At 35.7% G+C, this 12,445-nt stretch carries 12 protein-coding genes; 9 read left to right on the top strand and 3 right to left on the bottom strand.

Annotated features, from left to right (window positions below; all coding sequences use genetic code 11):
• Positions 1 to 211: 211 nt before the first annotated feature.
• Entirely contained in the window at positions 212 to 808 is a 597-nt protein-coding gene (locus tag IEV57_RS11295) for a TetR/AcrR family transcriptional regulator C-terminal domain-containing protein (protein WP_188442834.1), read from the bottom strand.
• Between the two features lie 183 nt (positions 809 to 991).
• On the opposite strand from IEV57_RS11295, the gene IEV57_RS11300 reads away from it, so the two are divergent.
• The 5 genes from IEV57_RS11300 (at position 992) to IEV57_RS11320 (ending at position 8,899) form a co-directional block, all read left to right on the top strand.
• Positions 992 to 4,108 (top strand): SusC/RagA family TonB-linked outer membrane protein, encoded by a 3,117-nt coding sequence (locus tag IEV57_RS11300; RefSeq protein ID WP_188442836.1) that lies wholly within the window; start codon positions 992 to 994, stop codon positions 4,106 to 4,108.
• An 11-nt stretch (positions 4,109 to 4,119) separates the two neighbouring features.
• The gene (locus IEV57_RS11305) at positions 4,120 to 5,574 is read left to right on the top strand and encodes a SusD/RagB family nutrient-binding outer membrane lipoprotein (RefSeq protein WP_188442838.1); all 1,455 of its coding nucleotides are present in this window, start codon (positions 4,120 to 4,122) and stop codon (positions 5,572 to 5,574) included.
• Positions 5,575 to 5,634: 60 nt separating this feature from the next.
• Positions 5,635 to 6,885 carry an alkaline phosphatase family protein gene (locus IEV57_RS11310; protein ID WP_188442840.1) on the top strand — a complete coding sequence of 417 codons (1,251 nt, stop codon included), beginning with the start codon at positions 5,635 to 5,637 and terminating at the stop codon, positions 6,883 to 6,885.
• A 1-nt stretch (position 6,886) separates the two neighbouring features.
• Positions 6,887 to 7,147 (top strand): CBU_0592 family membrane protein, encoded by a 261-nt coding sequence (locus IEV57_RS11315; RefSeq protein ID WP_188442842.1) that lies wholly within the window; start codon positions 6,887 to 6,889, stop codon positions 7,145 to 7,147.
• Positions 7,148 to 7,303: 156 nt separating this feature from the next.
• Positions 7,304 to 8,899, top strand: coding sequence for an ArnT family glycosyltransferase (locus IEV57_RS11320; RefSeq protein ID WP_188442844.1), 1,596 nt, complete (start codon positions 7,304 to 7,306; stop codon positions 8,897 to 8,899).
• Here IEV57_RS11320 and IEV57_RS11325 read toward each other — a convergent pair.
• Positions 8,831 to 9,547, bottom strand: a complete 717-nt coding sequence (locus IEV57_RS11325) for a phosphatase PAP2 family protein (protein WP_188442847.1) — start codon at positions 9,545 to 9,547, stop codon at positions 8,831 to 8,833. The genes IEV57_RS11320 and IEV57_RS11325 overlap by 69 nt on opposite strands.
• Before the next feature lie 496 nt (positions 9,548 to 10,043).
• Here IEV57_RS11325 and IEV57_RS11330 point away from each other — a divergent pair, with 496 nt between their 5' ends.
• On the top strand, positions 10,044 to 10,211 hold the full coding sequence (locus tag IEV57_RS11330; RefSeq protein ID WP_188442850.1) for a hypothetical protein: 168 nt from the start codon (positions 10,044 to 10,046) through the stop codon (positions 10,209 to 10,211).
• A gap of 34 nt (positions 10,212 to 10,245) precedes the next feature.
• Positions 10,246 to 10,413, top strand: coding sequence for a hypothetical protein (locus IEV57_RS11335; RefSeq protein ID WP_188442852.1), 168 nt, complete (start codon positions 10,246 to 10,248; stop codon positions 10,411 to 10,413).
• Positions 10,414 to 10,459: 46 nt separating this feature from the next.
• On the opposite strand, the gene IEV57_RS11340 is transcribed toward IEV57_RS11335, so the two are convergent.
• On the bottom strand, positions 10,460 to 10,720 hold the full coding sequence (locus IEV57_RS11340; RefSeq protein ID WP_188442854.1) for a hypothetical protein: 261 nt from the start codon (positions 10,718 to 10,720) through the stop codon (positions 10,460 to 10,462).
• Positions 10,721 to 10,832: 112 nt separating this feature from the next.
• Between IEV57_RS11340 and IEV57_RS11345 the strand changes: the two genes are divergently transcribed.
• Positions 10,833 to 11,447 (top strand): Crp/Fnr family transcriptional regulator, encoded by a 615-nt coding sequence (locus IEV57_RS11345; RefSeq protein WP_188442856.1) that lies wholly within the window; start codon positions 10,833 to 10,835, stop codon positions 11,445 to 11,447.
• A 78-nt stretch (positions 11,448 to 11,525) separates the two neighbouring features.
• Complete coding sequence (locus IEV57_RS11350; RefSeq protein WP_188442858.1) at positions 11,526 to 12,236, top strand: porin family protein; 711 nt, start codon at positions 11,526 to 11,528, stop codon at positions 12,234 to 12,236.
• Positions 12,237 to 12,445 lie beyond the last annotated feature (209 nt).

Consider the following 12,445-nt stretch of genomic DNA (forward strand, 5'->3'; position numbering starts at 1 on the left):
ACAATGACACTGGTTTGTGATTTTAACATTAGTAATCTTACAGAGAATTGTCAACTACGCCGCGGCGCATGAGTGTCGACAGCTAACAGTACACAGTGCTTTAAATTTAGAATTTAGACTATTTTTAGTGGCTACAGGTATGAAAGCCTATTTACAAATAAATTATTTATTTAGCTACCAAAATAAAAGTGGTTTGATCCATTCAGATGTTCTACTTTAACCCTAACATTTCAAAAGCTAACAATTTGCTTTGTTTTAAATGTTCATTTTGCTCTTTTTGGGTGCTGAGCATATTGATAAAAAAATATGTCCCATCGAGTAAGAAAAATATTCTATTGGCAGTCAAGCTAGGGTTTTCACAGTTGATCTCTCCCGATTGATCACATTTTTCGAGTAAGTCACTAAGTTGCTCTCTAAGTGTTTTGTGGATTTTACTGAATTTCTCTCTGAAGGCAGGCTCTCTAAATACCATGGCGTATGCGCTGTAATACACCCCGTCATCAAATAGGTCATTCCAATCCTTAGAAAACATTCTATTGATCAAAGCAACTAACATTGCACGTGGATCATTCTTGGAAGAATATGATTCCTCAAAGATCTTTAGATAAAGTTCTAAACAATGATCAATCAAAGCTGTAATTAACTCATCCTTAGATTTATAATAATGAACAATTAGGCTTGGCTGTATTTCTAGAGTTTTTGCAATTTTCGCAATCGATGTACCTTCTAAACCTTCTTTTACAGCTGTCTGATAAAAAGCTTTTACGATCTCCCGTTTTCTTAATACGGTAATGTTTGATAGTCCCATGATGCCAAAATAAGTAAAAAATATTCAAAAACTATTTATTGAACGACCATTCAATAATTTGAATTAACAATAAATTAATTATGAATGTATTTAATTAATGATCTCATAAAAACGACTTCCCTGTAAAGTAATAGTGTGGGGCTTTATTTGTAAAAAATTAAGAACCGATAATTATCAGGGTAAATGAAAAATTTCTACAAGTATTTCTTTCTATTGACAATTGCCATTTCAGTGCATTTGTCAAATTCTGAGCTTTTATATGCTCAGGAAAAAACTGTTTCTGGCAGTGTTATCGATGATCTGGGAGATCCAATTCCTGGAGTATCTGTGTTGGTGAAAAATTCTAACATTGGAGTAGTAACAGATCTTGATGGTAATTTTAAAATTTCCGTTCCACAATCCTACGACATACTTAGGTTCTCCTATATCGGCTATAAAACTGTAGAGGAAAATATAGGCAATAGAACTTTATTTAGTATTCAGTTGATCCCAGACGTTACAGACTTAGAAAGTGTAGTGGTTACCGCACTAGGAGTTGAGAAGAGTGTGAAGTCACTTGGTTATGCAGTCCAAGAAGTAGACGGGAGGACTCTTAATAAAGCAAGAGAGCCTAACTTCATCAATTCTTTGACAGGACAAGTTGCTGGATTACAGATCAACAATTCGACAGCATTGTTTCAAGATCCTGCTATTCGGTTGAGAGGTGCTGTTCCTTTGATCGTAATTGATGGTATTCCAAGTACTGATAATGATTTCTGGAAAATCAATGCTGATGATGTAGCAAGTATCAATGTTTTGAAAGGTGCCACCGCTTCTGCTCTTTATGGAGCGATAGGTAGAAACGGAGCTTTGATGATCACGACCAAAAGAGGTGGGAAAGGGACAACCGTTGAAATCAACTCAAGTACGATGTTTCAACCAAGTTATCTTGTGATTCCTGAGGTCCAAACTACCTACGGCAATGGTGACAATGGTCAATATGCTTATGTTAATGGATCAGGAAGTGGCACTGAAGGTTTTGGATGGATTTGGGGTCCTAGAATGGACGTTCCAGACCCTACAACTGCGAGTGGTTTTGTAGAAAGACCACAATATAACAGTCCAATTGATCCAATTACAGGAGAAAGAATTCCAATTCCATTTATATCAAGAGGTAGAGACAATATCAGAAACTTTTTTCAGAACGGTTTAATTTCTTCTAACAATATCAATGTCACTTCTGGCAATGATCAAGGTAATTTTAGACTTTCAGCATCTAATGTTTATCAAAAAGGACTTGTACCAAATACAGAACTTAACAACACCTCCTTTACTGTTGCAGGTGGGTACAAATTATCAGAGAAGCTAACTGCGGATGCATCCTTAACCTACAATAGGCAATACACAGAGAATTTCCCTGAAACCCCATACGGACCTGAAAATTATCTTTACAATTTGGTTTTATGGACTGGAACCGATGTTGATGTAAGGGATTTGAGAGATTATTGGGTAGCTGGTCAAGAAGGGTTTCAACAAAAACACTTTAACAACAGCTATTATAACAATCCTTACTTCCAGGCTAATGAATATCTCAGAGGATATCAGAAAGACAACACTTTTGGACAAATAAAATTAGATTACAAGGCAACTGATGATTTGACCTTCACTTTGCGGTCTGGAATGAATGTTTACGCACTAGACAGGACAGATAAGGAACCAAAGAGTTATGTCAAATATGGTCGGGTGTCAAGGGGTAATTTTTACATTTATAACTCCGGACAAATCAACATGAATACTGATTTCATCATGAGTTATAAAAAGCAATTGGGAGAAAATTTTGTAATTAACACCAATGCTGGTGGATCAAACAGATTCATTAGATTTAGAAGTGAGAGTTTGAATACAGATGGACTTGCGATACCAAATTTTTACAATGTAGCGAATTCAGAACAGCCATTACAAGGGTCGAATAGACTTACCCAAGAACAAATAAATTCAGTATTTGGAACTGTGGATTTCGAATTTATGAATGCTGTTTTCTTAACAGTCACAGGTCGAAATGACTGGGTTTCCACTTTGCCAGTAAATAACAACTCCTTCTTCTACCCTTCTGTGACTTTAGCAGGAACTATCTCTGACTTTGTTACTTTTCCGAGAGTCATTGATTTTGTCAAAGTAAGAGGAGGATGGTCACAAGTATCTGATGGAAGGATATCTTCCAATCCTTACAGCCATATTCAAGCTTACAGTCCTGGTATCAATTGGGGTGGAAGTCCATCATTGGTTTTTCCATCTGCTTTGATTAATCCTAACGTTCAACCTGAAACCTCGGACAGTTTCGAATTTGGGTTAGACACTAGATTTTTTAGAGGGAAACTAGGCTTAGATTTGACCTATTTTCAAATTCGAGACTTTAACAACCTGATTTCAGTTCCTGTTTCTCAAGCTTCTGGGTATACTTCAAGGCTTGAAAATGGTGCTGAGTTTACAAGAAAAGGATGGGAATTGATGCTTAATGCCAATCCCATCAGCAAAAATGATTTCAACTGGAATGTCTCTTTGAACCTAAGTACTTATAAGAGGGTCTTGACAGAAAGTTTTGATGGATCTGATCGGTTTGGAAATATTCAAGTTGGAGAACGAACAGATCAATTGTTTTCCAATAGTCAGTATCAAAGAACACCAGAAGGAAGGTTGATTTTAGGTCAAAATGGATTTCCAATTAGAGACCCATATCAAAGAATGATGGGGTTCCAAAATCCTGATTACATCCTCGGAATACAAAACACTTTTAGCTATAAGCAATTTAGGTTAGGATTTGGCTTTGATGGAAGAATTGGTGGAACGATCTATTCAACAACACATGAAAAAATGTGGTGGGGCGGTACGCATCCTGGAACAGTTAATCAATTCCGTGAGGATGCAAATAATGGGATCAGAAGTTATGTAGCTGATGGAGTAGTAGTGACTGGAGGAAGTGTAAGTTATGACGATTTTGGTAATATTCTCGAAGACTCAAGAACTTATGCCGAAAATGAAAGAGCAGTGAATTACATCGCTTGGAATAAGACCACACTAAACGCAGAGTATACTCACTATTTTGACGCCAGTTTTATTAAGCTTAGAGAGGTAAGTTTGACTTACCAAGTACCACCTAGTCTACTTAAAAGAACTTCACTTCAAAATGCATCAATTTCATTGGTAGGTAGAAATCTGCTACTCTGGTCAAATGTAGAAAATATAGATCCTGATTCCGGAGTAGATAACCTGCAAACTCCATCAGTAAGAAACATAGGGTTTAATATTAATGTAAGCTTCTAATCAACAAAGACATGAAATTAAAAAATATCCTTTCTCTTTTGCTAGCCTTCTCTATGTTGATCTCGTGTCAATCATTTGAGGACCTTCAGCTAGATCCTAATAGACCTGTTCAGGCAGAACCAAGCCTGATCTTAACAGCTATAGAAGCCAATGCGTTTTCTACTGTAAGTGCAGGAGCTGCACTAGCTTCGCGACAATTAATTTACACTAATTCCGCTACAGACAATCAATACTATGGATGGCAGCGATCTGGATTTGGTGATTATGATCAACTTAGACAAGTTTTGAAGCTTAGAGAAGAAGCTGATAGAACTCAAAATGATAGCTACAGAGCATTAGCATTGTTCTTTCAATCATATTACATCATTAAGTTATCCAATACTTTTGGTGATATCCCATTCACTGAGGCAATCAAAGGACAAGAAGGAAACTTCCTGCCCATATATGATTCTCAAGAAAGTATTTTCTTGCAAGTCTTAGAAGATTTAAAAACAGCAAATTCATTATTGAATCCAGAAAGTGGTGAGATCCTAGGAGATATTATTTACAACGGTAGTCAGGACAAATGGAAAAGGTTGATCAATTCCTTTACCTTGCGTGTTTTGATGAGTATGTCAATTAAAGAAGGTGATTCTAGCCTTAATTTAGCAGGTAGATTCGCTGAGATCATCAATGCTCCAACGATCTATCCCATCATGCGAGACAATCAGGATAATGGGGCGCTCAGATTTTTGGATTTAGAGGGAAACAGGTATCCTTTTTTCAATTCCAATGAATTGAGAACGGCTTACTACATGGAGAAATCTTTTGTCGACAGGCTAAAATCTAAAAATGATCCAAGGCTATTCACATTTGCAGATCAAACTGCAAATGGACGTGATTTAGAAGAGAGTAACTTCAATGCTTACGAAGGAATGGGAGGAGCTGAGCCTTTAGCAGAAAACACCAATCAAATCCTTTCGGGAGAAGGTTCTCCAATAGAACGAAGATATCACAGTGATCCTATAAATCAGCCTTCTTTATTAATGGGATATTCAGAACTCGCATTTACAATTGCAGAAGCAGCGCATAGAGGCTGGGTTGATTTGAATACATCTCAATATTATGAAGCAGCAATAAGAGCATCAATGGAATTCAATGAAATTTCAGAGGAGGCTATAGAGAACTATCTTGCTCAAGAAGCTGTGCAGTATTCAACTTCTGATGGTCTAAGAAAGATACTCGAAGAAAAACACACTTCATTTTTTATGAATTCCGGATGGGAAGCGTTTTATAATCAAAGAAGAACAGGGATACCAACATTCAGTTTATCAGACCAAATCATCAATCCTGGAGGAATACCTAAAAGATGGATGTATCCACAAAATGAGATACAACTTAATCTTCAAAATATGAATGCCGCACTTCAAAGACAATTTGGAGGTCAAGATGACATCAATTCGTTGATGTGGCTTCTCAAACCATAATTATCTTTCAATCCTAATAAGTCAGGACGGTTCGTTGGAACCGTCCATTTTACTATTCCTATGAAAAAGCTTTTACTTATTTTATTAGCGCTCTTAAGTTTTCATTTCTCTTCTGTTAGTCAGGTTCAGCCTAAAAAAGTAGTATTTATAATTCTAGATGGTATTTCATACGATGTAATTCAACAGGTAGAAACTCCAAATATCGATAGGATATCTGCTGATGGTGGTTTTTCAAAAGCATACGTTGGTGGTGACAAAGGAGGATATTCAGAAACTCCCACCATCTCTGCCGTTGGGTATAATAGCCTATTGACAGGCACTTGGGTAAATAAGCATAATGTATTCGGAAATAGTATCAGAAGGCCAAATTACCATTATTGGACTATTTTCAGGTATTTGAAAGAGACCAAACCTGAGTCAAAAATGGCTATATTTTCTACTTGGCTTGACAATAGGACAAAATTATTGGGTGAAAATCTTGAGGCAACAGGGAATTTACAATTAGATTATTCCTTTGACGGATTTGAGTTGGATACCATAGCCTATCCGCATGATCCTGAAAAAAGATATATTTTTAATATTGATGAACATGTAACCCAGGAAGCAGCAAAATATATTTATGAAAATGGTCCTGATTTGAGTTGGGTATATCTAGAATATCCTGATGATATGGGACATAAGTTTGGTGACAGTCCCCAGCTATATGATGCTGTCAAAGAAGCCGATAGACAAACTGGACAAATTTACGATACCGTATTATCCAGGATAAAAAAGGGAGAAGATTGGCTGATTGTGGTGACAACAGATCATGGTAGACAACCAAGAACTGGATTACACCATGGAGGCCAATCAGACAGAGAGAGGGAAATATGGGTTGCTACTAATGCACAAGATTTAAACTCCTATTTCCACAATGAAAACGTTGCTATTGTAGACATTTTACCAACTATGATTAGACACTTGGGTATTTCTATTCCAGAAGAGAATTCTGAAGAAATAGATGGTGTGCCTTTAATCGGAGCTATTTCGATTTATCAGCCTGAAGTAAAAAAGACTAAGAATAAAATTAAAATGAGCTGGAAATATTCAGGAGAAAAAGAGGAACTGGTAGAGATATGGATATCAAGCAGCAATAAGTTTAGGACTTCTGGAAAGAAAGATGATTACGCGCTTCTAGCAAAAGTCAAAGGTAAAAAAGGTCGCTATTCAATTCCGAAAAACAGACTTGAGCAAGAACAATTAAAAATATTATTTAAGGCAAAGCATAACACAGTCAATAAATGGTTAGTGGCTGATAAAAAGGAAAAGTAATATGAAATTCTGGATGGATAGTTTTGGATGGTTAGGGGCATTGTGCTTTTTGGTTTCTTACTTTCTATTGATTACAAAAAAATGGGAGTCCACAAGTTTCAAATACCATTTTGCTAATATATTAGGTGCTGTTCTACTTGTATTTAATACTATTCATGACGCTTCATTCCCAAGCGTGTTTATTAATGGATGTTGGGGACTTATTGCTATTTATGGGCTCATCGAAGACAGAGAAAAGAAAGATAAATCTCCAAAAATATAACCAGAAAACACATTATTCTGCTATGCTATCACAGGCATACCCGTCTAGTGGGTGCACTCGGATGATTGTAGAATATTTAGTGTTGTAAAAACTTCATAATAAGATAAAATACGATTATTCAATCAAGGATAGATATGTAGTATCATTATCATGAATATGTATAAGCCGAAAAGAACTTTCATTTACTCAGTCCTTGTAGTTATTATTATCCTGCTTCATTTTTCGGGTACCGCCAAGCTCAGTATTTACGCTTTAGATGAAGCAAAAAACGCAGTAGCGGCTTTTGAAATGTATGAAAGCAATGATTATTTGCTTCCAAAATTCAATAATCAACCTCGATACGACAAACCACCTCTTCACTATTATTTTTTCATAATTGGCTACAAAATTTTTGGGTATAATGCTTTTGGGGCTCGCTTTTTTTCTGCTCTTGCAGGACTTGTGTGTATGCTTGTCTGCGCCAAATTTGTGAAAGCACAATTTGGACATCGGGTTACATTTTTCTTTTTACTTCTTATCGCTGCTAACATTCATTGGATGGTTCAATTCCATATGGCTGTTCCTGACCCATTTCTAATCTTATTTTTAACAACATCTTATTTGTATGGATTTAAATATTACGAAAGTAAATACCAAGTAATCAGGTATCAATATTATTCCTACCTCCTATTAGGCTTAGCTGTTTTGAGTAAAGGACCTGTTGCGCTCTTGCTCTACATGATCACTTTTATACTCTTTATGCTTTTCCAGAAGCGTCTCAATCTCAAACCTTGGTTTCGTTTTTTTCCTTTATGTTTATTCATTTTAGTAGCCGGCTCGTGGTATGCTTTGGTAGGAATGACAACAGGCGGCAATTGGCTAGGAGAGTTTTTTCTAAAACATAATCTTTCCCGCTTCAGTAGTCCAATGGAAGGTCACGGCGGTTCATTTTTGAAAACTTGGTTATTTGTATTCATAGGATTATTTCCATTTGTTATATTTTTACCAAAGGCAATGCATTTTTTATATGTTAAAAAGTTGAGAGAATATGGAGATTCAATTTCAAAAAATAGCTTTTTGCTTTTTGCCACTTTAGCTGGTTTTATAATATTGATATTTTTCAGCTTTGCTTCTACTCGATTGCCCAATTACACGGTCCCAGCCTATCCCTGGTTTATGATGCTGTTAGCGGTCTACTTTGGAAAAGTTAAATCAATTAGCCCTCTTATATATGTTTGGGGACTGAGTTTTCTATTTGTGCTGACGCTTGCTTTCGGAGGATATTTTGGTCTTGCCGAAATCACGTATTTATCCGATCATAAACATTTAGCACTTTACTTTTTAGCAGGCTTATTCCCTCTTATTTTCTCCATGATTTTTATTAGAAAAAATCAGAAACTGAAGGCTTTTGCAGGAATTTCGATTTCTTATGCAGTTGCCTCCCTCCTCTTTTTCCTTTCAGTAATGCCTGCTTTAGATCAGCAAAATCCTGTATTACTTACCAAATCAATATGGGATAAAGGCGAGCGAATTTATTATTATGAAAATTTCAATCCAGCCTTTGTCTTTTATTTACAGTCCCCTGTAGAGCGATTGGATCTCTCCTCAGCAAAAAGCGGCGATTTGATCATTAGTAGAAAAAGGTATTTACAAAAGTTGGATACTGAAGGTTACTCTTATCAAATTTTAGCAGAAGAAAATGACTTATTTGAATCTCCGATAACGGTAATTCTCCGCCTGAATTCTCCGCCTCAGCGAGACGAACACAAATAGAGATTTTGTATATAAGAATTGATTGAGACGAAAGTTCAACCATGCTAAAGGTAGTTTCAAAATAATGGCCTTTGCCATAAGATAAGAGGCATATCCAATCCACATGCCTGCCAATACATCCAATAGAAAATGTTGCATCAAGTAAACTCTACTCACTGCCACGAGGAAGGCTAAGGAAAAAAGAATAAACTGATAAAAAGGGTTTCTTGCTTTAATTTGAGCCAAAAGGGCTGCTATCAGAAAAGCCGTTGCCGTATGTCCGGAGGGAAAAGTATTGTAGTAAGCAATTTTAACACCTTCTACCGCATGTAGCGACATTTCATTAAAATGCAGCATTGGTCGAGGGGCGCCATGAAAAATCACCTGCTTTCCAAGTAAGATGATGATAAAATGAATGAGTGCACCTACACTTAAAATAAGTCCGTAGGCAGATTTTTTGAAAATAATTATTGGAACAAAAAGCAACAACATCAGTCCATCGCCGAGGTGTGTTATATACTTGAAAAATAAATCTGATATAGGCTGATGAAGGTGATTGATATAAATGGAGAAGCCTTCATTGCTATAATTCAATAAAATCATAAAAATCACAATACTGCTTAAAAGCATGTAAAATGAAAATGCTGGGATATCTTTATTAAAAGTCATTGCTCGAAATTTTAAGCTAATTTCAAGATTTTTAGATATATATCGATTAAGAAAATATGAACATATTATGATTATATACAATGCCACTGGTTTGTAGTTTTATCTCTAATAATCTTACAGATAATTGTCGACTACGCCGCGGCGCATGAGTGTCGACAGACCACGACTGATTGCAGTGAATTTAACTTAATATTGTAAATGGCTACTGGTAAGAAAACGGATATAAGTAAGGTGCATTTTTAGCGCCAATAAATCTTAAAGGGTATTTGAAATTTGAGGTTTTGATCAGAAAGGAGGATGTTGGAGGTCTTCATGTTAAGACAGACTCACTGAAAATTGTTTGAGATATGATTAAGCGCGCATAATCTTATGCTGAAACAATTGCCCCCTATTTTTCACACTTCTTAACTTCCCTTAATTATTCTTAAGATAAAGGAAGATTTATTATAACTATTTTTATGGCTGCAAGTTATTTAAATCTATAATTGTTGCTCGTATGTGGAAATTCAGAAAAAGCAAAGGTTCGGAATTAGCTGAAAGTTATAAAAAAGGTTGGGAACTAGCCCTAAAGCGTCTTGAGAAAATCAACCCTCCTGAAAAGTGGTCAGCTGTAGGTATCATAGGGGTAACATCTGAAAAACATTGTTCCACCAGTCAAGGTTAAAAAGGGGTAAATGAGAATTTGAAGTTTTAAACTTATGCCAAAAAGAACCTCTGTCAATGACGTGAAGAAACTCGAAGATTTGAACGATTTGAGTGAGATTGTGGTGGATAAGCGCAATGAAAAAAGAGCTGATGCCAAAAAAGAAAGGCGCAATCGGCATTATGTCAAGCTTCTGATCAAACAAGAAATTAAGGATCTTTGACGAGAAGCTTATGATGAAGTCTTGGATTCTTATGAATGATTTTTAATTATTTCAAGCTCATTTCAAAGTCTTTCCCTTTTAAGTTTACGACAATCCATTTAAGAATTAAGAATAAGATCAATCCGTTTAGACCAAATAAGAATGCATTCTGAACCAAAAAGTCAAACTTTTCGAGGAGTTCTAATTTTGATTGAATTTTAAAGAAGTCATAGAGGCCTGAGAAGATTCGTAATATTCCACCAAAAAGCAGAAGGTAAGCAATCACACTGAGTCCTTTGAGATTCCCGAACTTAAATTGAATTTTCATTTTGTCTTTATATTTAGTTTGTTTGACAAAGGTATTGCACCAAACAAACCTAAAAATTGATCTATGTTAAGTTAATGCTTATCTTGAAGATTAAACTGAACATCAACCCTCTATGGAGAGAACATTTTCAGATGATGAGTACAAGCTTCATCTCATTCAAGCTCGGGAATTACTATATGACTATTTGCCATTGACAGACGAGCAATGGGAGGTTTTCAAGCAGGGCTTCAAAATTAGAAAATACCACAAAGGGGATTTTATCTTGAGTGAAGGGGAAAATGAAAGGTTTCTTTCCATTGTGATTTCAGGCTGTACAAGACATTATCTAATGCTAAAAGGAGAAGAAAAATCATTTGACTTTTCCTTTCAGCACGAGTTTAGCTGTTCTTATTCAAGCTTTATTCAACAAGAACCTTCTCGATTTTTCATTCAAGCATTGGATGATTGTGTTTTAGCCTCTATTCATTACGATTTTCTGCAAGAACTTTATCTGCATTATCCAGAAAGCAATAAGTTTGGAAGGACAGCTGTGGAACAGTATTACATCTGGAGAGAACTAAGAGAAATTTCTTTGATGACGGAATCTGCTCAAGAAAGGTATCTCAGATTGATGGAAAAACACCCCATATACTTAGCGCAAGTACCCTTAAAGTACCTGGCTTCCTATCTCAATATCAAACCTGAGTCATTGAGTAGAATCAGGAAAAAACTTTTTGAAGAGCGATAGGACACTTCTTAACATAGGTCAATTTTTGATTTGTAGTTTCATTCCAATTTTGCGGTTGTAAAACAAACAGCTACAAAAATGAAAAAGATTAAATTAAGCAAAGCATTATTGATCATCGTAATCTTTAATCTGAGCCAGACTCTAAAAGCTCAAAATATTGAGCTCACCTCTAAAAAACCTTATAGATCTCAAACTTACTTCAGTTTTGGAGCTGGAGTAAGCTTTCTACGGGGAGTGCCGAATAGCTTCTACCAAGATGGACACAGCAATGTACAGATAGGCTTGATGAAAGAAATGCCAATCAACAAAAGAGTCTCTTTTGTAACAGGTTTGGAATTAGAAAGATTAATTTACGATCTTGATTTTTTCCCTATTTTGGATGAAAACAACCAAGCATTTACGCAAGCTCCCGATGGAGTCAAATTCACTAGAGTATTCCAAAACAGTTTAAATCTTTCAGCTCAAACAAGAATTTATTTTAAAGATAACAGCAGCAAAGAAACGAGCAATATTTTCCTTCAAACGGGATTGAAAGGTGGATATAACCTAAGTACCACCTTCACATACAGAGAAAATGATCAAAATGAATCTATCAATTTATCTAACGTAGCCAGCACATTCAATCTTCAAGCGGAATTAATGCTTGGTTTTAAAGGCAATTATTTCAAAAAACTGGAAATCCTCAACGCTTCAAGTTTTGGAGTTACTTATCAATTCCACTCACCACTGAAGGCACGTAATGTAGAGAATATAAGACCTCTGAATTTGACTTGGAGATTTCTATTTTAAAATTTATGATTATCTGCTATGACATCTGTCTACGAAAATTTTACTTATTGACTTGCTGATAATAGTTCTCTAAACGTACAAGTGTCAACAGACAATAGCTGATTGAATGAACTTCATACAATATTACAAATCGCTACTAGTAACAAAGCGGATAATCATAAAAAATAATAAGCTTTTCTTTTAGATAAAGACTAAGCCACAATCAATCG

It is taken from the genome of Belliella aquatica (assembly GCF_014637795.1).
Classification (GTDB): domain Bacteria; phylum Bacteroidota; class Bacteroidia; order Cytophagales; family Cyclobacteriaceae; genus Belliella; species Belliella aquatica.